This is a genomic window from Streptomyces sp. NPDC002536 (assembly GCF_053594995.1).
This window is the reverse complement of sequence record NZ_JBSFWU010000038.1, coordinates 1-21,379: the sequence shown is the minus strand read 5'-3', so window position 1 is coordinate 21,379 and position 21,379 is coordinate 1. Positions and strand designations below refer to the sequence as shown.

The 21,379-nt window shown below is 70.1% G+C and carries 18 protein-coding genes; 14 read left to right on the top strand and 4 right to left on the bottom strand.

Annotated features, from left to right (window positions below):
- Positions 1–7: 7 nt before the first annotated feature.
- Positions 8–934, bottom strand: coding sequence for a hypothetical protein (locus ACWD4B_RS16400; protein WP_451421362.1), 927 nt, complete (start codon positions 932–934; stop codon positions 8–10).
- Between the two features lie 122 nt (positions 935–1,056).
- A complete protein-coding gene (locus ACWD4B_RS16395; RefSeq protein ID WP_451421361.1) occupies positions 1,057–2,331 on the bottom strand; it encodes a hypothetical protein in 1,275 nt (424 codons plus the stop codon).
- Between the two features lie 205 nt (positions 2,332–2,536).
- On the opposite strand from ACWD4B_RS16395, the gene ACWD4B_RS16390 reads away from it, so the two are divergent.
- The 11 genes from ACWD4B_RS16390 (at position 2,537) to ACWD4B_RS16340 (ending at position 16,642) form a co-directional block, all read left to right on the top strand.
- Positions 2,537–3,127, top strand: a complete 591-nt coding sequence (locus tag ACWD4B_RS16390) for a snapalysin family zinc-dependent metalloprotease (protein WP_451421360.1) — start codon at positions 2,537–2,539, stop codon at positions 3,125–3,127.
- A gap of 255 nt (positions 3,128–3,382) precedes the next feature.
- Positions 3,383–6,040: an aldehyde dehydrogenase family protein gene (locus ACWD4B_RS16385; RefSeq protein WP_451421359.1), complete on the top strand. Its 2,658-nt coding sequence runs from the start codon at positions 3,383–3,385 to the stop codon at positions 6,038–6,040.
- Positions 6,041–6,045: 5 nt separating this feature from the next.
- Positions 6,046–7,734, top strand: a complete 1,689-nt coding sequence (locus ACWD4B_RS16380; protein ID WP_451421358.1) for a thiamine pyrophosphate-binding protein — start codon at positions 6,046–6,048, stop codon at positions 7,732–7,734.
- Positions 7,731–9,008 (top strand): beta-ketoacyl-ACP synthase II, encoded by a 1,278-nt coding sequence (gene fabF / locus ACWD4B_RS16375; RefSeq protein ID WP_451421357.1) that lies wholly within the window; start codon positions 7,731–7,733, stop codon positions 9,006–9,008. Before ACWD4B_RS16380 ends, fabF begins: the two co-directional genes overlap by 4 nt.
- A gap of 10 nt (positions 9,009–9,018) precedes the next feature.
- Positions 9,019–10,989: a condensation domain-containing protein gene (locus ACWD4B_RS16370; RefSeq protein ID WP_451421356.1), complete on the top strand. Its 1,971-nt coding sequence runs from the start codon at positions 9,019–9,021 to the stop codon at positions 10,987–10,989.
- Positions 10,986–12,233, top strand: a complete 1,248-nt coding sequence (locus ACWD4B_RS16365; protein ID WP_451421355.1) for an aminotransferase class I/II-fold pyridoxal phosphate-dependent enzyme — start codon at positions 10,986–10,988, stop codon at positions 12,231–12,233. Before ACWD4B_RS16370 ends, ACWD4B_RS16365 begins: the two co-directional genes overlap by 4 nt.
- 40 nt (positions 12,234–12,273) lie before the next feature.
- Positions 12,274–12,513, top strand: coding sequence for an acyl carrier protein (locus tag ACWD4B_RS16360; RefSeq protein WP_451421354.1), 240 nt, complete (start codon positions 12,274–12,276; stop codon positions 12,511–12,513).
- 83 nt (positions 12,514–12,596) lie between these two features.
- Positions 12,597–13,358 carry an SDR family NAD(P)-dependent oxidoreductase gene (locus ACWD4B_RS16355; RefSeq protein WP_451421353.1) on the top strand — a complete coding sequence of 254 codons (762 nt, stop codon included), beginning with the start codon at positions 12,597–12,599 and terminating at the stop codon, positions 13,356–13,358.
- Positions 13,359–13,565: 207 nt separating this feature from the next.
- Positions 13,566–14,822: an MFS transporter gene (locus tag ACWD4B_RS16350; protein ID WP_451421352.1), complete on the top strand. Its 1,257-nt coding sequence runs from the start codon at positions 13,566–13,568 to the stop codon at positions 14,820–14,822.
- 30 nt (positions 14,823–14,852) lie between these two features.
- A complete protein-coding gene (locus ACWD4B_RS16345; RefSeq protein ID WP_451421351.1) occupies positions 14,853–14,999 on the top strand; it encodes a hypothetical protein in 147 nt (48 codons plus the stop codon).
- Positions 15,000–15,229: 230 nt separating this feature from the next.
- Entirely contained in the window at positions 15,230–16,642 is a 1,413-nt protein-coding gene (locus ACWD4B_RS16340) for a DEAD/DEAH box helicase (RefSeq protein ID WP_451421350.1), read from the top strand.
- Positions 16,643–16,660: 18 nt separating this feature from the next.
- On the opposite strand, the gene ACWD4B_RS16335 is transcribed toward ACWD4B_RS16340, so the two are convergent.
- Entirely contained in the window at positions 16,661–17,098 is a 438-nt protein-coding gene (locus ACWD4B_RS16335; RefSeq protein ID WP_451421349.1) for a nucleoside deaminase, read from the bottom strand.
- Positions 17,095–17,913, bottom strand: coding sequence for an LLM class flavin-dependent oxidoreductase (locus ACWD4B_RS16330; RefSeq protein ID WP_451421348.1), 819 nt, complete (start codon positions 17,911–17,913; stop codon positions 17,095–17,097). The genes ACWD4B_RS16335 and ACWD4B_RS16330 overlap by 4 nt, the downstream gene beginning before the upstream one ends.
- A 93-nt stretch (positions 17,914–18,006) precedes the next feature.
- Between ACWD4B_RS16330 and ACWD4B_RS16325 the strand changes: the two genes are divergently transcribed.
- From ACWD4B_RS16325 to ACWD4B_RS16315, 3 genes are all read left to right on the top strand, one after another.
- Positions 18,007–18,453, top strand: coding sequence for an Lrp/AsnC family transcriptional regulator (locus ACWD4B_RS16325; protein WP_451421347.1), 447 nt, complete (start codon positions 18,007–18,009; stop codon positions 18,451–18,453).
- A 100-nt stretch (positions 18,454–18,553) separates the two neighbouring features.
- Positions 18,554–19,030 carry a nuclear transport factor 2 family protein gene (locus ACWD4B_RS16320; RefSeq protein WP_451421346.1) on the top strand — a complete coding sequence of 159 codons (477 nt, stop codon included), beginning with the start codon at positions 18,554–18,556 and terminating at the stop codon, positions 19,028–19,030.
- Positions 19,031–19,095: 65 nt separating this feature from the next.
- Positions 19,096–21,330: an MGH1-like glycoside hydrolase domain-containing protein gene (locus ACWD4B_RS16315; RefSeq protein ID WP_451421345.1), complete on the top strand. Its 2,235-nt coding sequence runs from the start codon at positions 19,096–19,098 to the stop codon at positions 21,328–21,330.
- The last annotated feature ends 49 nt before the right edge of the window (positions 21,331–21,379 follow it).

Genomic DNA, 21,379 nt, shown 5'->3' with positions numbered 1-21,379 from the left:
GCCCGGCTCAGGATGTCTTCGGCTTCCCGTGGAGGCGTACCGTGCCGAGGATCTTCATGATCGTCGAGTCCGGCAGCTCGTCCTTCACGCCTGTGGCGCCGTAGAGGCTCCACGCGACGAAGTCACCCGCGGAGTTCTTGAAGCCGAACGTGATGGCCTTGCCGTCGGTCGCGCATTTGTCCTTCTGGGGTGTGTTCCTGGAGCGGGCCCAGGCGATGCTGCCCCTGATGCCGGACTCGGTCGTGTACGGCCTCGCCGTCCTGTCGACGATGATGCTCTTCTTGTCGGGCTGCGTGTAACCGCCGTACACCCACGAGGCCACCTGGCTCAGGGCGACATCGTCGGTACTCCCGGCGCCCTCGGCACCCTTGGTGCCCGCCGCCGCCAGATCGGTGCCGTGCGCAAGGCCGTCCTTGTCGTCGACGGACCGGCACCAGTTCTCCTGGAGGACCGCCGGTGCGCTCATGACGATGACGGCCTTGCCCCAGTTGTGGGGGTCGCTGTAGTCGACCTTGCTGTCCTCGAAGCCGATCATCATGCCCGGCGGCTTGACGTCCCAGTCCGGCGGCGCGTCGAACGCCGTGCCCCACTTGGGGTTGACGACGACCTTCCAGCCCGGGACGGTCGGTCTCTCGGTCTCGCCGGCGTGCGGGGGGCCGGACGCCGACGCCGAGGCCTTCGTGCTCGGCGAGGCACTCGCCGACGCCTTCGTGCTCCCGCCGCGGCCGTCCGCGCTGTCGTCCTTGCCGCCGCCCAGGAACAGGGAGCCGGTGACACCGGCGGTCACGACCACGGTCGTTGCGGCTGCGATCGCGACGACCTTTGCCCGGTACCCGCCACCCCCGCCGCTCGGCGGCTGCGGCCCCCTCGGCTGCTGGTAGGGGTCCTGGCTGTAAGGGTTCTGCTCGCCCCCGGGCGGCTGTCCTAACGGCATGGTCAGTAACCATAGTCCCTGGCGTCCCTGAGGGCGCGTCCCGCAGGCGAACCGTGACGACCGCCCAGCGCACGTCAGTTGCGTCGAGCAGGGGGACCACGGTCGGTTCGGGGAAGAGCCGCTCAGATGCGGAGCGTTCCGGGGAACGCGCCGTGCCCGACGCCTGGAGCGGTGAGGGTCAGCCAGCCGTGGCCGCGTACCTCGGTGTCCGGGCCGACGTCGTCGGGGTCGACCGAGAGGTATCCGCAGGCGGACCGGGCGCCCGTGGTGCCCGCGTTGGACGGGGCTTCGTCGTACTCGGGGTCGAAGTCCGGGTCGTCGACCGCGAGGGTCTCCCACGGCAGTGGGTCGCCCTGCCATTCGGGGTCGCCCTCGGCGGCGTACTGACGGATCACACGGCCGTTCGCGGCGACCATCCACACGTCGGAGCCGCCGGCGTCGTCCAGGAAGAAGAACTGGGCTTGGCCGCAGTGGGCGCTGACCCGCTCGACCGTCTCGGTCATGCTGTCCCAGCGGTCGCCGACGAGCAGGTCGCAGGGGCCGAAGACCAGGCGCCAGCCGTCCAGTTCCGGGGTGACGAAGGCCCGTCCCACGGTGTGGCCGGCGCCGTTCGGCCCGGATATCCGGATGTCCTGGTTCTCCGCCGCGTGGACGCCGGCGGCGACCGTGACGGGCCGCCGGTCGTGCAGGTCCAGGGCCGCGAAAACACCCTCGTAGGACGCCCCGGGCACGGCCAGCCACCAGCCGCCGAAGGCCGGCGACGGGAGCGTCGGGATCTCGTGCGGGATCTTCACCCGGATCAGCCGCTCGATCGTCGCGCGGTCGCGGTCGTCGAGCGCGTCGGCACCGCCGCCCGCCACCAGCGCGGCCATCGCGCCCCGCCGGGTCCTCGGGGACGCGGCAGGGTCGCGGCGCAGGGAGCGCAGCCGCGGCCGGAAGGAAGTGTGCATCAGGTGGGCGTAGTCGGAAGCCCTGTAGGGGATGAGGCGGCCGCGGGCATGGCTTTCCACCAGGGCCCGCAGCCCTGCCTCGGAGTCCGTCCGCAGCCTGAAGAGCCCCTGGAAGCCGTTGCCCGACCTGCCGTAGTCCGGACCGGCCGCCAGGGCCGCGTACTGGTCGGCGGAGCGCTCGTCGAACACCCCGAGGAGCCGGCCCGCCTGCCAGTCCGTCACCTCTTTCCGGTCCCACGCCGCCAACACGGCGTCGAAGGCCGGAGGCCCGACGTCCCTCAACACCCGTATGACCGGCTCCAGATCAGCGGTCCGCTGCACACCGGCCAGACCCCGCAGCAGCGCCGGCACCACGCTGTCGGCCTGCCCTGCCAGCCGTGCGGCTGCGGCCTCCACGCGCGCGGGGTCGTCGCTCTCCAAGTCCTCGAGAAGGAATTCGATCTTCATGTGGCAGCACGATAGCCCCAGCCACTGACTGCGCCCTGCGGTGACCGTGGGCCGGGGCGGCTCACGTCGTGGACGCGGGCGGGCGCTCCGGGACGGTTCCGTCTGCCACCCTCCTGCCCCGATCTCCGACAGAGGGATTGTCATGTTCGCGACGAGCGCGTTTACTGCGGGCAACAGCTGAGACTCAAGGAGGCGCATCAGTCCCATGAACAAGCGAATAGCCGCCCTGATGACACTTGTCCCGGCCATGCTGAGCACTCCGGCCGGCGTCGCTTCGGCGCACTCCGCACCGCAGGCGGCCCCGGCTGTGGTCACCCTGACCTACGACGCCGGCAACGCCGGTCAGTGGGCGGGCCCGATCCAGCAGGCCGCGCAGAACTGGAATGACGCGGTGCACAACGTGCGCCTGGTGCCGACGAGCACCCCAGGCTCGGCCGACTACATCTACGAGGCGACCAGCGGCTGGCCGCAGACCACGTTGGGGCCGATCTTCCCCGGCGGCAACGGTGATGTGCAGCTGGGCCAGCAGGCGGTGGACGAGGGCTACGATCCGACCCGGATCGCGGCGCACGAAACCGGGCACATCCTCGGGCTGCCCGACGACTACAGAGGCCCGTGCTCGGAGCTCATGTCCGGCCACGGCCCCGGCACATCCTGCACGAACGCCAAGCCGGACGCGGCCGAGGCGGCGCAGGTCGACAAGAACTACGCCGCCGGCACACCGACGGTGCGCCCGCATCACCACCAGGTGGTGATCGACATCTGGTCCGGCCGTGTTCTCACCGGCTCGCGCTGACCGGTCGGCAGCACGCCCGAGATCCGTACTCGACCGGGGGAGATGTTCACGCATATCTCTTCTGTAACTGCCTACTCAACGACCTCACATGTGTCATGGAGTGCCGTTGCAGTACTCGACACCATTCTAAGGGTATGGGATAGTCGTTTTAGATGTATCTTGTTGAACAGAAACAGACGTTATCGCGGGATTGTGGGTTGACGAACGTGCACGTCCAGGAAGCCGAAAGCACAACCTGGCGTTAAGGAGCACGAGTTGCCCGTTTTCAGGCGCTTGGTCTCGCCCGAGGGGCGCATCTGGGAGACGGGCGAAATAGTGGCTCGCATATTAGGTGCCGCCGAACTTCTTGCACGCCGTGGTATCGAACCCGGTTCGCGGGTGATGATGAGCGGGGCCAATTCCCCGGAATGGGTCGTCGATCTGCTTGCGCTCGTTCACCTCGACGCCTCGGTGGTCCTGGCCGATCATCGGGCCACCCCGGCACAGCGATCGCAGATCCGCACTCAGGCGCGCGTGGTGCTCGACATCAGCGACGGTACGGGCGACATCGCGGCGCCACGGCCCGCTTCGAACACGGCGGTTGTGCCCGATTTCGCGGCCTGGGCGCGGCGCCCGGACGCCGCGATCTCGTGGTCGTCGGGTACGACAGGCAGCCCCAAGGGCATTGTCCGTTCCGGTCGCTCGATTCTGGACAACCTCGCACTCAGCGCGGAACGCATGGGGTACCTGCCGGAGGACGTCTTCCTGCCCGTCCTGCCGTACTCCCACCAATATGGTCTGTCGCTGGTCCTCTGCTGGTGGCTGGGCGGAGGCACGCTTGTGGTCTACGGGCCGACCACGCGCCTGGACCGTGCACTTGAGGTCGGTGTGGACCACGGCCTCTCCATCGTGGACGGGACCCCGTCGACCTATTACAGCCTGCTCAACCTGCTCGACCGTCGTCCCGCGCTCGCCAACGCGCTGGAGACGGTACGAGCTTGGTGCGTGGGCGGCGCGCCGCTGGGGCGAAACCTGGCGGCCCGGTTCCACGCCCGCACCGGCCAGCACCTGCTCGACGGCTATGGAGCGACCGAGGTGGGGAACATCGCGCTGGCGTCCCATACCGATCCGGTCGGGTGCGGCACGCCGCTGCCCGGCGTGCTCGTCGAAGTCCACGACGACCACGGCAGGCCGCTTCCCAGCGGCCGGCTCGGCGAGCTCGTCGTACGCAGTGACGGCCTGATGACCGGCTATCTGGGCGATGACGGTGAGATTGTTCCGGTTTCAGGTCCCGTCCACCGCACCGGCGACATCGGCCTGCTCGACGACGCCGGCCGCGTCTTCCCGGTCGGGCGCAAGCACGCCGTGCACCGCGACGGCCACACGCTCTATCCCGACCACCTCGCCGAGCGGGCCGAGTCGGCCGGCGCGCAGACGGCAGTCGCCGCCGTCCCCGATGAACGTCTGGGCTGTCGCCTGGTGTTCGTGATCGCGGACCCGGACGATCACGAGCCTGCGCACTGGAAACGACTGCTGCGCTCCGTGCTCGCCCGCTACGAGCAGCCCGACCACATCGTCGTGCTTCCCGCGTTGCCTCTCACGAGCACGGGAAAGCCCGACCTGGCCGTTCTGGAGAAGATCGCCATGACCTCGCTGCCCGCGTCGCGCAACACGACCACCGGCGTTGCCGCGTCCGGCTCGACGGTCAGTGCGACCGATTACCGTATCCCCTTCGCCCACCGTGTCGATGCGCTGCGCGCAGTACGCCGGTACGTGGCCGACAACGAAGACGCGGTGATGAGCATCCTCACCGAGATCTCGCCCCACCACACCGCCGGCGCGGAGATTCGTTCGTTCCTCGCCACTCTCGACGGAGCGGAGGAGGAGATCCACCGGGTCCGGCCCGGCTGCGTGCCCCGGGCCGCGGTCTTCATGCCCTCCAACATCCCGCTCTATTCCTACGCGCTGTACATGCTTGTGGCGTCCCTTTACAGCGACCGCATCACCTTTCGGCCGTCCTCCGAGATCAAAAGCCAGGTGCAGCGCTTACATGAACTGCTGGCGCCGGTTCACGACTTACCCATCGAGCTTTTAGAACACAGCCAGCGCAAGTTCGTGACGGGACCGGTACGCGAGGCGGACCTCATCGTCTTCACCGGAAAGTACTCCAATGCCGAGACCATCCGCGAAGGGCTGGCGGAGGACCAGCTCTTCCTCTTCTTCGGCCACGGCATCAACCCCTTTGTGATCGCACCCGACGCCGATCTTGCGCGCGCCGTGCATGACGTCACGAAACTCCGGCTCCACAATTCGGGCCAGGACTGTTTCGGTCCCGACGTCGTGTTCGCGCCGCAGGGCCGCACCGAGGAATTCATAGACCTGCTGTCCGCCAGGCTGACTTCGCTGCGTTTCGGGCAGAACAGCGACCCCGGCGCCGACTACGGTCCGATCCACTACGACTCGGCGCTGGTGAACTGCTCGGACTACCTGGTGCGTCATACGCGTCGCATCCGGCACGGCGGGCGTATCGATCTGCTGTCCCGCAGGATCGAGCCGACCGTGCTGCTGTGGGGCTTCGACGACAGGATTCCCCTGGACGAGATGTTCGCCCCGGTGTTCAACGTCGTGGCCTATCCCAGTGCGACGCGGCTGCGTGAACGTTTGTCAGGCCCTTACTTCAGCGAACGCGCGCTGGGAGCGATGGTCTACGGGAACGATCCGGAAACGGTGACAGTCCTGGCCAAACGTCACCAGACCTGTGTCAACCGCACGCTGCTCGACGCCGAGGACGGCAACCGCCCGTTCGGCGGCTTCGGGATGAGGGCGAACTACCTCTCCTACGGCGGCGAACGGCACGCCGAACCACTGCTCATGTCGCAGGCCGTGGCGCAGAATCTCCCGACGGCTGCCCCTGCCACGGTAGGTGGGAAGTGACCCCGGTGGGCAAACGGTATGCCGACGCGTGGTCCGCAATCGTCGACGTGCTGGTGGCGAACGAGGTGGACACCTGCTTCGGGCTGCCCGGCGACGATCTGGAGTTGCTCCGCGCCCTCGACGCTGCCGGCCTGGACCTCGTGCCGTGCCGTGACCAGCGCAACGCGATGTACATGGCGACCGGTTACGCGTTGCAGTCAGGCCGGCTCGCCGTATGCGCACTGGGCAAAGGGCCGGCTGTCACGCACGCGGCCACGGGGCTGCTCGAGGCGCGGGAGTCCGGTGCGCCGGTCCTCGTGCTCGCCGCCGGAGTGCCCGAACGGCGCCGGGGCAGCGGCGGATTCCAGGAACTCGACCAGGTCGCCGTGACAGCGCCCCTCGTGCGGTGGGCGCACCGGGTGGGTCATCCCGACCGGGTCGTCCCCGCGACGGTGACGGCGCTGACCCGAGCCGTGGGGCCGCCGGCCGGACCGGTGTATCTGGAGGTACCCGATGACGTCCGTACGGCGGAGATCCTCGTCACCGGACCGCAGCCAACGCTGCCCGAACCACTGCTCCTTGACTCCGTTCCCGTGACGCCGGGACCGGCACTGGCCGCGATCCGCGCGAGCCGGCGTCCGGTGGTTCTGGTGGGCGGCGGAATGCGGCACCGCAACGACGACGGTGTGGTCGAGCGCTTCGCCGAACGCCTCGGCGCGCCGCTCTTCACCACCGCATCCGGCCGCGGTGCCGTCGACGAGCGCCACCCGCTGTTCTGCGGCGTGGCAGGCCTCTACGCCGCAGCCCCCGCCCGTGAGTTGTGGTCGTCCTGTGATCTGGTGGTGTCGCTCGCCGGGCGACTTGAGGAGACGGCCGTCGACGGCGGAACGCCGTGGCCCCCGGTCGCGGTGGTGCAGGTCAACGTCGATCCGGGCGGGCTGTCGGCCGAGTTCCCGGGCCCGCGCGTGCTCGGAGACGCCCGGCACGCCGTGCTCGGCTGGTCGCGGGCGCTGGACGAAGACGGCAAGGCCGAGCGCGCAGAGGCGACCGTGGTGTGGGCGAACAGGACCGCCGTCGCCCGTAAGGCCATGTCGGCTGAGGTGGAAGCGGAATTGGCCCGCGCGGCGACGCTGCCGGGGATCCGCATCGCCGAGTTGCTCGCCGCACTCGACGCCACCGCCGGCGAGCCCCACGTGCTGGTCCAGGAGAACGGGCTGCAGGACATGTGGTCCTACTGCTTCCCCTTCCACGCCGGTGGCGGGTCCATCGTGCCGTCGGAGCAAACCCCCTTGGGCTTCGGAGCGGCCGCGGCCATCGGGGTCAAGCGGGCCGCCCCGGACCACGAGGTCACCGCATTCATCGGGGACGGAGCATTCCTCGCGGCCCGCGCGGACATCGCCGTCACCGCTCCGGCCCACGGCGGCGTTCTGTACGTGGTGCTGTGCAACGGCGGCTACGGCTGGCTGGACGCCCAACGCGCCCGCCTCGGCCTCGACGCCGAACGCTATCCCTTCACCCGCCCGGGCGCGCCGCCACCCGTGGTGGACGGGCCGGACATCCACTGTCGCGTGCTGCGCGACAAGGCCGCGCTGACCAACGAGATTTGCGCTGCGCGACAGTTCTGCTCACAGGGAGGCACCGCCGTGCTCATGGTGCCGGTCGCCCCCGATGACGTCCCCCCGCCCCTCCGCGACGCCGCAGTGGTTCCCCAGTGACCGACGCAGGAGAGCGAGGCGACGCCCGGCGCAGCCGGGCCCGGCGCCGGGTGATGGTCACCGGGTACGGGGCAGTGACACCGCTGGGCCACAGCGTCCACGAGACCTGGACGGCGATGCTGGCCGGGCGCAGCGGCATCGACACCGTGGACGCGATCGATGTGACCGGTCTCGGAGTCCGGATCGGCGGCCAGGTCCGCGGATTCACCCCCGGCCGCTACATGCCTCCGATGGTCAGTCGTCGCGCCGACCCGTACGCTCAGTACGCCCTCGCCGCGGCGCTGGAGGCCTGCGAGCACGCCGGACTCGTCGTCGACGACCGCCTGGCGCCGCGGGTCGCCGTGATCATCGGCAGTGGCTACGGCCCGGTGGGGTCGATCTACCGCGCCGCGAACACACTGCGCGACAAAGGGCCGCGGGCCATCAGCCCCTTCACCCAGGTCACGACCGCCATGGACAGCGCCGCCGGCGAGATCAGCATGCGTCTGGGCACACAGGGGCCCAGCCGTGCCCAGAGCACGGCGTGCGCCAGCGGCGCGGATGCGGTGGGCGCGGGGATGCGCATGATCAGCCATGGGGAGGCCGACATCGTCCTCGTCGGCGGCGCCGACGCCTGCGTCACCGCCGTCGACCTCGCGGGCAGCGGCAACGCCCGCGCGCTGTCCAGGCGCAACGACGACCCGACCGCGGCGTGCCGGCCGTTCGATGTGCACCGCGACGGGTTCGTGATGAGTGAAGGAGCCGCCGTGGTGGTGCTGGAGGCCGCCGAGGTGGCCGACAGGCGAGGGGCGACGGCCTTGGCCGAACTCACGGGATACGGAGCGAGTTCCGACGCCCATCACTGGACCGCCCCGCATCCGGAGGGACGCGGCGCCTGCCTTGCCGTCGAGGCAGCGCTGCGCGACGCAGGGATAACGGGGGCCGACGTGGACTACGTCAACGCACACGGCACCGGAACGCTGCTGAACGACGCCACCGAGACGGCCGTCCTGCACAAAGTGCTGGGTGAGCGCGTCACCCAAATCCCGGTCAGCTCCACCAAGTCGATGACCGGACACATGATCGGTGCCGCCGGAGCGGTCGAACTCGTGGCCTCGATCCAGGCCCTCCGCACGGGTGACGTCCCGCCAACCATCAACTGCGACGAGCCGATCGACCCGGACATCAACTTCGTGCCGCACCAGGCGCAGCACCACGAGCGCATACGGGTCGCTCTCAGCAACTCGTTCGGCTTCGGCGGCCACAATGCCGCTCTCGTGGTCCGAGCAGTATGAGGTCCCGGCCGTGAATCACCTTGCGGAGCCGACCCCGAGCCCCGGTACCGTCACCCGCAGCGGGCCGCTGACCTGGGTCCAGCAGTGGCACTGGTTCGAACGCACCATTCCCTCGGCACGGCGGGTGAACCCGACGCCGCTCGCCGACCACTGCCACGTCCCGCCCCCGGCGACCCTCGCCGACGTCCACGCGGCGCTCACGTCCCTCACCGCCCGCCACGAGGCGCTGCGCACCACCGTCGACCCGCTCCGCCCGGTGCAACACGTCCACCGCGCGGACTGGGCCCCGCTGCCGGTCGACTACGCCGACGTCCCCGCTGTCGACGCCGCCACCCTGGAGGCGGCCACGGCAGCGCTGGCCGCCCGCCCGATCGATCCCGAGCGGGATCCGCCCTGGCTCGCCAGGGTGCTGTTCGAGGCAGGCAAGCCGCGTGCGGTCCTGATGGCCGCCCACCACGTGGTGATCGACGGATGGGGGCTGGCGGTACTGATCGACCAACTGCACGGTCAACTGCGCGGCGGCGACGCGCCGGTGGAGGCATCCCTGCACCCGCTCGACACGGTCGCCGCCCAGCCCCCGGAACGCGCCCGCGCAGCGGAGCACGAGTGGCTCATGCGCCTGGCGAGCAACCCGACCGGCGTGCTGGCCCCGTTCGGCGGGACCGACGACGGCGACGGGCGCCACCGCCTCCAGCACCGCTCGGCGGGCTCGTACGACGACCTTGAGCGCGTCGCCCGGCGATATCGGGTCAGCCCGGAGGCCGTTGTGCTCGCGGCGCTGGCCCACGACGTCGCCACCCGCACCGGCGAACACCGATTCCTCGCGTCCGTGGTGGTCTCCAACCGCGCCCGGGCCGCTCTGCGGAACAGCATCGGCGTGCGGGCCCTGACGGTCCCGGTACAGATCGATCTCCGCCCGGGCGCGGCGTTCGGCGAGGTGGTCGCCTCGGTCGCAGCCGCCTCCGCCGCCGCCTACCGGCACGGTCAGTACCGTCCCGCGGAACTGGTCGCCGCCCAGGCGCGCATGGACCGCCGCCGCGGTGTCGTGACCGTCCCCACCATCGAGTACAACTGCTACTCGTGGCCACGCGACTACCTGGTCCCCACGCAGTACACCCCGCCGGACGGGTCCGCCACCTGGATCAGCAGCGCGCCTGACGAGCCCTGCGAGACGCTCTACGTCGACCTCGGCCGCGACGCGGGGGTCGTCACCCTCGACGTCACCGTCGGGGACCACCTGCTCGACGCCGGTCAGGCCGCGGCGTTGCCCGTCCGTCTGTGCGGCTTCCTGCGCGCACTCGCCGACGGCGCCGAATGCCCGGTTCCGGCACGCCCGCTCACACCGGCCGCCCCCGGATGGTGGCGCGCCCCGCAGGGATGGGCGTGCTTGACCAAGGTCGAAGACGTGTTGCGCAGCCATCCCGGAGTGCTCGACGTGACGGTGACGCCCAGCGAGGACGCCGCCGGGGACGGCGGCGAACCGCACCTCGTCGCGCACGCCCGCACCGCCTCTGGTATCACTCCCGACGACTTGCACCGCCACGTCCTGGACCACCTCGGCGAAGTCCCCGGCCTCCTGGCCCCGGGCCGCTACGTCCTGTCCCCGGCCGGCCCCGAACCGGGCCGTCTGCCCGACCAGTTCTGCACCGCCACCGGCGGCACGGCAACCCTGCGGGTCCCGTTGCGCCCGGCCGCGACGGACGCCGAACGGGCTCTGGCCGCCGCCGTGTTCGCCGTCGGACCCGGCGGTCCGCCGGCCGGCTCCTTCGACAGCCCTGAAGCCGTGGACATGAACCGTTGCCTCGCCGACCACGGAGTCACCCTGGTCGCCGTCCCCCGTCTCCTGGCGCTGCTCCACCGGTTCGGCTTCACCGGGATCGCGTCGGACGAGCTGGCCGGAACGGCCTCGCTCGGCCACCTCGCCGCAGCCCTGGAACCCTTACCGCCCCGCGCCCATCGTGGAGGAGAAACCTCGCCATGACCGCGCCCCACACCGCTGCACCGTCCACGGATCGCCTGGCCCCGTGGGCCTTCGCCGCTTTCGTCGAGGCGAACACGCACGACACGGCATACCGCCCGCCGGTGGTGGACGGTCCCGTCGGGCCGACCATCGTCCGCAACGGCCGCGAGCTGGTGAACTTCGCGAGCATCAGCTTTCTCGATCTCGAGCGCCACATCCCGGTACGACGCCATTTCGCCGAGGGGGCGCTCGCCCACGGCCTGAGCACCAGCGGATCCAGGATGACCCAGGGGATCTGCCGCCCGCACCAGGTGCTGGAAGAGACGATCGCCCGCCACACCGGCAAGGAGCGGGCCATCAGCTTCGCCACCGGGCTCCTGGCCAACATCGGGTTCGTCCACGCCATGAGCAGTTCTGCGCACTTCGACACCGGCATCGAAGTGCGCAACCGCGACACCGTTTTCGTCGCCGACCGAGACGTTCACTGGAGTATCTGGAAGGGCCTTGAGGGACTTGGCTACGGCCGCAACGTCCACGCGTTCCGGCACAACGACGTATCCGACCTGGCACGCATCCTGAACCGGGTCCGGGCCCGCAAGACCGTGGTGATCGCCGAGAGTATCTATTCGGCCGACGGCACCATGGGGCCGATCGTGGAGATTCTCGACGAGTGCGACCGGCACGGCGCCATCAGCATGATCGACGATGCGAACGGCTTCATGGTGTACGGGCCCGGGAATCGTCCCTACGCCCGGGAGGCGGCTGCGATCCGGGAGCGGGCCGACTTCGTCATGGTGTCACTGTCGAAAGCCATCGGTCTGGAAGGCGGCGCGATCGCCGGGCCGACGGTGGCCATCGACGCTTTCGAACTGCTCTCCGGCACCTCGATGTTCACGGCCGCCATCCAGCCACCCACCGCCTACACCGCCAAGCACACCATCGACGCCCTCGCCGGCAATCCGGCGATCGTCGACGACTACTTGGCACATGCCGCCCGCCTCCGCCGACAGATGCACGAGGCCAACACGCCGACGACACCGACCGAGTCGTACATGCTCTCGGTGCCGATCGGAAACGACGCCGCCGCCCTGCAGATGCGGGAGTGGTTCGTCGAGGACGGCTACCTCGTACCCGTCTTCTCCTACCCGGCCGTCTCACGCAACCAGGCACTCCTGCGCCTGTTCCCGCACGCGGGCCACACCGAGGAGCAGATGGACGCCTTCCTGCGCACCCTCGTCACCTACCGACGGCGCCTCGGGATCTGACGTCCCCACCCGGCCCCACCCCCAAGAAGGAGGAACCGCGGTGAACAACACCGACATCCTCAACGCCATTGCCAGGATTGTCGAAGAGGTCGTCGGCGTCGACTCCGCCGAGGTGACCACCGAGAAGTCCTTCACCGACGATCTCGATATCGACTCCCTGTCGATGGTGGAGATCACCGTGGCGGTCGAGGACGAGTTCGAGGTGAAGATCCCCGACGACCAGGTCGCGGAGTGGAGAACCGTCGGCGATGCGGTGAACTGCATCGCGAATCACCGGTGACTGCTGCCGGACTGCCTGGCCGCGGCACCGTTCTTTGGGAGACGTGCCATGCACAGAATGATTCACCACAGGGTCAGGTGGCCATGAGCGTCCTCGACCGCTTCCGGCTCGACGGTCGCGTCGCCGTGGTCACCGGCGCCTCCTCCGGACTGGGTATCGCCTTCGCCACCGCGATGGCCGAAGCCGGTGCCGATGTCGTGCTCGGGGCACGGCGCACCGAGAGACTGGAAGCCGTGCGCACGGCCGTCGAGAAGCTCGGCCGCCGGGCCGTCGCCGTGCCTACCGACGTTGCCAAGCCGGAGGACTGCCGCGCGCTGGTCGACGCGGCTCTGCACGCATTCGGGCGGGTGGACATTCTCGTCAACAACGCCGGGATCAGCAGCGAACACCCCGCGACGGAAGAGACACCGGAGCAGTTCCGCGAGGTCATCGACGTCAATCTCAACGGCTCCTATTGGATGGCCCAGGCCGCGGGCGCGGTGATGCTGCCCGGCAGTGCCATCGTCAACGTCTCGAGCATCCTCGCGCTGGTCACGGGCGGTCTGCCGCAGGCCGCCTACTCGGCGTCCAAGGCCGGGATCCTCGGGCTCACCCGAGACCTCGCCCAACAATGGACCCCCGGCAAGGGCATTCGCGTGAACGCCCTCGCGCCAGGCCTTTTCACCTCCGCGATGACCGACGGCTACGCCGAGGGCTACCTGGAGGCGATGATGCCGCGGGTGCTCTCAGGCCGCATCGGGCAGCCCGAGGAACTCGCTGCGGCTTTGGTCTTCCTCGTCTCCGACGCGGCGTCCTACATCACCGGCACCACCCTGACGGTCGACGGGGGCACGCACATCGCATAGGGACACGCACCGTGGACCCCGCCGGCAATGCGGGCGGGCCGCCACCAGGCAACGGAATCTGCGAGCGGATGTGTTCATGTTGTCGATCAGTGAGCGATGCGGTCCCTGCCGGTCTCAACTGCAGGCGTGGCGGCTGCTCGACGCGATCACTCGTCCGTCGAACCTTTCGTGCGGGACCGATCCATTCGGCGGCCCGGGGAGCCGACGATGACGACGGAGCCGACCGCCCGTTCCCTTCCGCGCGAACCGCTCGGCGATCCGCACTTGCGCCGCCTGATCGTGGGCCAAGGGCTGGCGGCCGTGGTCGATGCGCTGTTCATCATCTGGCTCACGCTCTTCGTGCTCCAGCTGTCGGAACCCGGGCTCGCCACAGGGCTCGTTCTTGTGGCCGTGGCGCTGCCGCGGGCGGCGCTCCTGCTTCCTGCGGGAGTGCTGGTCGACCGCCTCGGTCCCGCCCGTGTCGTGGCCGGCGCCTCCTGGCTCCGGGTCGCCGTCCTGCTCGCCCTCGACGCCCTGACCACATTCACCTCGCCGTCGGTGACGACGGTTGCGGTGCTCGCCGGACTGCTCGGCGCCGCCGACGCCGCATACTTCCCGGCGGCCCTGGCGTTGCTGCCCGCCGTCGTGCCGACCGAGAAGCTCTCCCGGGTCAACGCGCTGGTGCAGGGCGCGGAGTCGGGGGGCGATCTGGTCGGCCCGGCGGTGGCCGCCGGAGTCATCGCCGCAATCGGCTTCGATGCGACGCTCGGTGGGATCGTGGCGGTGGCAGCGTTGGCCGCCGTCGCCCTCAGCACGCTCATCCGCGTGGTACGACGTGGCGAAGGTGCCCGGGACGGCGCCGGTCCGGGCGCCGTCGACGGTGAGCAGCTCAGCAGTGCACGTGCCCTCGGCGCGGGCTTGAGCTACGCCTGGCACGAACCGCCGGTGCGAGGGATGCTGGCAGCCATCGCCCTGATCAACATTGCGGTCGTGGGCCCCGTGCTCGTGGGCGGCGCGGTGCTCGCCGATCAACGCCTCGGCGGCGCGGGATCTCTGGGCGTCGTGCTCTCCGGTTTCGGTGCCGGCTCACTGGCCGGCTCACTCATGGCCGGATGGCGGCCGCCCGCCCGGCGCGGCTGGACCGTGGTCGGCGGGGTCGCGGCGATCGGCGCAGGCATGGCCGGACTCGCCGCCGTCACCCATGTCGTCGCCGCAACGGCGGTCGTCTCACTCATCGGCCTCGGGTCCGCGTTCCTCGGAGTGGTCGTCGTGGCCACTCTGCAGGAGCGAGTGCCCGAGCAACTGCTGGGCCGGGTGATGAGCCTCGTCGTGCTGGCCACGGTGGCGTTGGACCCGTTCTCCTATGTGGTTGCGGGCTTCCTGCTCCCGTACGGCACGACGATGCTGTTCCTGGTCTGTGGCAGCGCTGTCCTGGCGTGCGCCGTCCTGGTCGCTGCGAGCCCGGCGATCCGCTCCTTGCGTTGACCGTGTCGATCGCTGGTCTTGCCAAGGTCTATGACCGAGACCCGGGGCGGCGTCACCGAGGACGGCCGCGCCGTCAACGTCGCCGTCACCACGCAGCCGGGGAAGGCGACGCAGAAGCACATGGAGGAGATCGTTGACGAGGCGCTCTGCTCGGCCGCAGGGCCGGGCAAGGGCTGAGGACAGGCCCTGGGCACGTCGGAAAGGGATCTCGGCAGCCTGTGTCGCGTCACCGACGCAGGCGGAGCGATCAGCACCACAGCACCGGGTTGCAATATCACTTTGTGTTAGCCTCAAACGTTTGGACGGCTGAAACGGCTGGCGACTCCGTCCGTGCGGTTCCCCTTGTTCGTCGGCTGCTCATACTTGCCGGGCCTTCCTCGGTACGTTGCCCATGCGGAAGGCTCTTCATGAACCACCCGGACCGTCTCGGTACCTCGCAGGGCGACCTCGCCCGGCCGGTGACCCCCACCCCGACGGCGTCCCCGGCCGCCTTCGCCGACATGGACCTGCCGGCCGCGGTTCTGCGGACGCTCACCGAGCTCGGCGTGCGCGAGCCCTTCCCGATCCAGGCAGCCACACTGCCCAGCGCCCTCGCGGGACGCGACGTCCTGGGGCGCGGGCGCACGGGGTCGGGCAAGACGCTCGCCTTCGGCCTGCCGCTTCTCGCACGGACGGCCGGGCGGCGCGCGGAGTCGAAGCAGCCCCTCGCCCTGGTCCTGGTGCCCACCCGGGAGCTGGCCCAGCAGGTCACCGAGGCGCTCGCGCCGTATGCCGACGCGCTCCGGCTGCGGATGGCCACGGTCGTCGGCGGCATGTCGATCGGCCGGCAGGCCGCAGCGCTGCGCGATGGCGCCGAGGTCGTCGTCGCCACCCCCGGCCGCCTGCACGACCTCATCGAGCGCAAGGCCTGCCGCCTGGGACGAGTGCGGATCACCGTCCTCGACGAGGCCGACCAGATGTGCGACATGGGCTTCCTGCCGCAGGTCACCGAGGTGCTCGACCAGGTGCACGCCGACGGCCAGCGGATGCTGTTCTCGGCCACCCTGGACCGCGACGTCGACCAGCTGGTCAGCCGCTACCTCCACGACCCGGTCGTCCACTCCGTCGACCCGTCCGCGGGCGCGGTCACGACGATGGACCACCATGTGCTGGTCGTCCACGGTCCCGACCGGTACGCCGTCACCACGGAGATCGCTGCCCGCGACGGCCGCGTACTGCTGTTCCTGGACACCAAGCACGCGGTCGACCTGCTCACCCGGCATCTGCGGGCCAGCGGAGTGCACGCTGCCGCCCTGCACAGCGGAAAATCCCAGCCGCAGCGCACGCGGACCCTCGCGCAGTTCAAGAACGGCCAGATCACCGTCCTGGTGGCGACCAATGTCGCGGCCCGTGGTCTGCACGTCGACGACCTCGATCTCGTGGTCAACGTCGACCCGCCCACCGACCCCAAGGACTATCTGCACCGCGCGGGCCGCACCGCCCGGGCCGGCCGGTCCGGCAGCGTCGTCACGCTGGTGCTGTCGGCCCAGCGCCGCGAGATGAGCCGGCTGATGGCCGAGGCCGGCATCGAGCCGACGGTCACCAAGGTGCGCTCGGGCGAGGCGGAGCTGAGCCGGATCACCGGAGCCAAGGCCCCCTCCGGCACCCCGCTCGACGGCGGGCCCGCCGCGCCCCGGGCCAAGAACACCAACGCCCCCTTCCGCGGCCTGGGCTCCAGCAAGGACGCCTCCCGCGGAACCGGCAACAAGTCCCGCAAGGCTGCCGAGGCCCGCAAGCTCGCCGAGGCCCGCAAGGCGGCCCGGGTGCGGCGCGGCGGCTGAGGGCCACCGACACCGCGGTCAGCTGGGTTGGTAGTAGGCGTCGATGGGAGCGCGTGCCTCCTCGAACAGGGCCGGGCCGTCCTGCGTCACGGTCGGCCAGTTGCCCGACTGCGGGTTGAGTTCGACGAGTTGTGCGGTGGAGAGCGCGTAGACGACCCGGCCGATGCCGGAGCGGACGATGCCGCCGGCACACATGCCGCAGGGCTGGCAGCTGGTGTACAAGGTGGTGCGCGCGGCTGTGTCGGGGTCGAGTTCGCGGGCCGCCCAGCGGGCGAGCTTCAGTTCCGGGTGGGCGGTGATGTCGTTGTCGCGCCGCACCGTGTTGTGGGCCTCGGCGAGGATCGTGCCGTCCGGGGCGGCCAGGAGGGAGCCGTACGGTGCGTCGCCCTGCGTGATGGCGTGGGCTGCGATGCCGATCGCGCGGCGCAGGAGCGTCTCGTCGGCGGTGGTGATCATGATGCTGTCCTCCAGTGCGTGGCCACCTCGGTGAGTGCCTGCCAGGCCGTTTCGGGTCGGATGGTTTCTCTCGGGTCGCCGTGGTACGGGTCGAGAACGACGGTGTCCGCACCGAGCAGGCGGAGTTGGCCGAGATCGTCGAGGACCTGCTCGATGGTGCCGACGCCGGCCGGCCGTTCGGGGCCGTCGACCGGGGTGGTGGTCAGTTTCAGGGTGATGCGGGGTGCGAACGCCGGCAGCGAGTGGTCCTTCAGGACCGCGCGCATGTGGTTCAGGGGGAGTCGCAGCGGGTGCCAGGCGTCCCCGAACCTGGTGGCACGTCGGAGAGCGGCCCCACTGTGGCCGCCCACCCAGAGTGGGATCGGGGCGGCGCCGTCTTCGATGTCCGTGCGCCAGGTGTCCCGCAGGGCGGCCAGGTACTCGTCGGCCAGCCGGCCGCGTGCGGCGAACGGCACGTCGAGCGCGTCGAATTCCTGCCGCGCCCAGCCGACGCCCACTCCGAGGACGAGCCGGCCACCGCTGAGGCGGCCGAGGTTCATGGCCATCCGCGCCACCAACAGCGGATGCCGGTACGGGAGGATCAGCACGCTCGTGCCCAGCCGCACTCTGCTGGTGACGCCGGCCAGCCAGGACAGCGTGGTGAACGGCTCGTAGAACGGCTCCGGGTATCGTGCGGCCACGTCCGGGGTCACGACTACGTGGTCCGACACCATGAGGAGGTCGTAGCCGAGCTCCTCCGTGATCCGCGCCCAGTCGCGCAGCATGCCGGGATCGGTACCGGGTCCGAAGTTCGGTACGTTGACGCCAAGTTGCATATGCCGAGGCTATCCCGGTGATCACGGACAGCGGAACCGAATCCTCCCGGCAGAAGCGGTGTTCTTCCGTGGTTCTGCCGGTAAAGTCGCGACGTGACCGTGAATCTTGATGAAACCGACTGGGCGATCATTGCGCAGCTGCAGCAGGAAGCCCGCATATCCCTCAGCGAGTTGGGACGGCGCGTGAACCTCAGCCCGTCGGCCACCACGGAACGGGTACGGAACCTGGAGTCGTCGGGGGTCATCACCGGCTACCACGCCGTGGTGGACCTGGCCAAGGTCGGATATCCCGTGCTCGCCGTCGTCCGGCTGAAGTACCCGGGCAACCGCCACGAGCCCTTGCGCCGGCTGCTCGCCGAGCGCCGGGAGATCCTGGAGTGCCTGCGCACCACGGGCGATGACTGCTACACCCTGAAAGTGGCTGCGACGTCGATGGAGCACTTGGAGACGCTCGTGGACGAGTTGGCGGGCTTCGGCAGCACGACCACGAGCGTCGTCTACAGCCAGACGCTGCCCCATCGCGGTCCTGACCGGATCTGAGACCGGCGTGGATCGGCCTCCTCCGCTGAGGTGGCGTTGGGGTGTTGGGGCGTCGGAAAGGGGATCGCGGGTGTGCAGGCGTGGTTGGTAGGAATGGGAGATGACTACTCACGATCTCGACCCTGTGGAGCGTCTTCTCGCGGAACGCGCCTGCGAGCGCTTGATCCTGGAGCTTGTGCGGCGGCTCGACCTGGGCGAGCCGAGCACGGTCTGTGAGCTCTTCACCCCCGACGGGGTCTGGGAATGGCCGTACGACGGCCGACGGATCGAAGGCAGAGAAGCTCTGCGCGACTACTTCGGTTCGCGCCCAGCGGATCGGCTGTCCCGGCGTATGTGCACGAACATCCTGGTCACCCTCGACTCACCGCATACCGCCGCGGCGACCACCTACTTCGCGACCTACCGGGTCGACGGTTACACCGACGGTGCGCTGCTTCCGCCCCGACTGCCCGCGAACATCGGCCATTACGAGGACACCTTCCGCAAGATCGACGGCACCTGGCTCCTGGCGAGACGGACCCTCGTGCTGCCGTTCGGCGGGCCGACGGAACGGGTGGTCAGTCCCAGCCAGTCCTGAGTGCAGGAATGCGCCGAACACCCCTCCGGTTCTCGGACCCTGACCGGACCTCGGAAGGACGGAACGTGTCTCTGCGACCGCACTCCCGCGCCCTGGCGACCGTCGCCTTGGCCCTGACCGTGGCCGTCACCAGCCTGCAGCCCACGGCTGCCGCTCCGCCCCGGCACACGGCTTCCCCGAACGACGCCCACGCCTACGCCCACGACCACGACCGGAACAGCACCGGCCACGGCTACGACGACGTGCTCGACCTGCACGGCAGCCCGGCAACAGCGCTGCCCGGCGACGCCAAGGACATCAATCCGGTCAACGTCTTCTCCGACCAAGGGGCCTGGCACGCCTACGCCCTGCCGGCGTCGCACGCCCCGGAGGGCTACGGCGGATTCACCGGCCCGCTCTACATCGCGCAGGAGTATCCCTGGTGGCTGAGCTCCTCGTTCACCCGCATCAGGCTGAGCGAGCACGGCCGCACGCTCGACCTCACCGGCGGTGGCGAGCCGTACTTCACCTCCCGCCCCGGCGCCCTGGTCCAGACGTACGACCTCGGTGACGGCCTCCGGCTCACGCTCGATCTCCGGTACGCCACGCACCGCACCGCGCTGGTACGGGCCGTGGTGCGCAACACCGGCCGCATCCCGCGCACCCTCGGCGCCGACTGGAGCGGACGTCTGCTGCGGCCCACCGAGGCGCCCATGCGGCAGGCGCCCTCGCCGGCCGTTGCGTCCCGCGGTGTCGCCGTCGACTTCGCCAAGGTGCGTGCGGCGGACGACTTCCTCACCGACGGCACCGAACGGTTCGAGGCCCGCCACGCGGACCCGGTGCATACGACCGTGACGGGGGACTCCTACCGCACGGAACTGGCCGCGCCCTTCACCCTCGCGCCCGGCACGGAACGCTCCCTGGCCTGGACCGAGACCTACACGTTCACCCAGGCCGAGCGCCGCGCCGAGGCCGACAGAGCGCGGCGGGTGCTCACCGCCCCGGAGCGGACCGTGCAGGCGGTCGAGACCCGCTGGCGGCGGTACGTCGACGGTGTGACCGCAGGGGTGCCGGCCGGCCGGCGGCGGCTCGCCGTCAAGGCGCTGGAGACGCTGGTGACCAACTGGCGCAGCGCCGCCGGGAGTCTCGCCCATGACGGGATCACGCCGTCGCTGTCGTACAAGTGGTTCGCGGGCGGTTTCTGGGCGTGGGACACCTGGAAGCAGGCGGCCGGCACGGCGCGCTTCGATGCGGAGCTCGCCGAGTCCCAGATCCGCTCGGTGCTCGACCACCAGATACGCCCGGGCTCCACGACCCGACCGCAGGACGCGGGGATGATCCCGGACGCCGTGTTCTACAACGACCCGCGGCGCGGCGGAACCAACTGGAACGAGCGGAACAGCAAGCCGCCGCTGGGGGCGTGGTCGGTGTGGCAGGTCTACCAGCGGAGCAGGAACAAGGAATTCCTGCGGGAGGTGTACCCGAAGCTGGCTGCGTACGAGGCGTGGTGGTACCGCAACCGGGACCACGATCACAACGGACTCGCCGAGTACGGCGCCACCGTGGACGCCGCCAACGGCTCGGCCGAGCAGCAGCGGCAGGCCGCAGCCTGGGAGAGCGGCATGGACAACGCCCCCCGGTTCGACGCCGCGTCGGGCACTTCGGTCGTGCCGAACCGGGACGGCTCCGGGAAGGTGATCGGCTACTCGCTGAACCAGGAGTCCGTGGACCTCAACGCCTACCTCGTCGCCGACCAGGAGCATCTGGCTCTCATCGCTGGGGAGTTGGGTGAGCGGGCGGACGCCACCGCCTGGCGTGCCAAGGCCGCAGTCACCACGCAGCTCGTGCGCCAGAGGATGTACGACCCGGCGACCGGCTGGTTCTACGACACCGCGCTCGGCACCGGCACCCGGCTGACCGGGCGGGGCAGGGGGATCGAGGGCGCGATTCCGTTGTGGACCGGTGTCGCGACCCGTGCGCAGGCCGGCGCCCTGCGGGAACGGCTCCTGGACCCGGCCGAGTTCGCCACTCCGGTGCCCCTGCCGTCGGTCTCCAGGAGCTCGCCGTACTTCGCCCCACGGCAGTACTGGCGCGGCCCTGTCTGGCTTGACCAGGCCTGCTTCGCGATCGCTGGCATGCGCCGTTACGGGTTCGGCCGCGACGCGGACGCCTTGACCGCGAGACTGGTCGACAATACGGCGGGCCTGCCGGGACGTGCGCCGCTCATGGAGAACTACGACCCGCTGACCGGAGCCCCTTTGAACTCACCCAATTTCAGCTGGTCCGCTGCGCTGCTGTTGCCGTTGATCGCAGGGCGATAGCGGCCGGCGGTCGGCCCTCGATCTCATCGGGATTTCATCGCTTCCTGGC

Bases quoted from the DNA above. Each gene is read 5' to 3' on its own strand.
- ACWD4B_RS16400 (WP_451421362.1), bottom strand. From the start codon at position 934: ATGCCGTTAGGACAGCCGCCCGGGGGCGAGCAGAACCCTTACAGCCAG.
- ACWD4B_RS16395 (WP_451421361.1), bottom strand. From the start codon at position 2,331: ATGAAGATCGAATTCCTTCTCGAGGACTTGGAGAGCGACGACCCCGCG.
- ACWD4B_RS16390 (WP_451421360.1), top strand. From the start codon at position 2,537: ATGAACAAGCGAATAGCCGCCCTGATGACACTTGTCCCGGCCATGCTG.
- ACWD4B_RS16365 (WP_451421355.1), top strand. From the start codon at position 10,986: ATGACCGCGCCCCACACCGCTGCACCGTCCACGGATCGCCTGGCCCCG.
- ACWD4B_RS16355 (WP_451421353.1), top strand. From the start codon at position 12,597: ATGAGCGTCCTCGACCGCTTCCGGCTCGACGGTCGCGTCGCCGTGGTC.
- ACWD4B_RS16350 (WP_451421352.1), top strand. From the start codon at position 13,566: ATGACGACGGAGCCGACCGCCCGTTCCCTTCCGCGCGAACCGCTCGGC.
- ACWD4B_RS16345 (WP_451421351.1), top strand. From the start codon at position 14,853: ATGACCGAGACCCGGGGCGGCGTCACCGAGGACGGCCGCGCCGTCAAC.
- ACWD4B_RS16340 (WP_451421350.1), top strand. From the start codon at position 15,230: ATGAACCACCCGGACCGTCTCGGTACCTCGCAGGGCGACCTCGCCCGG.
- ACWD4B_RS16335 (WP_451421349.1), bottom strand. From the start codon at position 17,098: ATGATCACCACCGCCGACGAGACGCTCCTGCGCCGCGCGATCGGCATC.
- ACWD4B_RS16330 (WP_451421348.1), bottom strand. From the start codon at position 17,913: ATGCAACTTGGCGTCAACGTACCGAACTTCGGACCCGGTACCGATCCC.
- ACWD4B_RS16320 (WP_451421346.1), top strand. From the start codon at position 18,554: ATGACTACTCACGATCTCGACCCTGTGGAGCGTCTTCTCGCGGAACGC.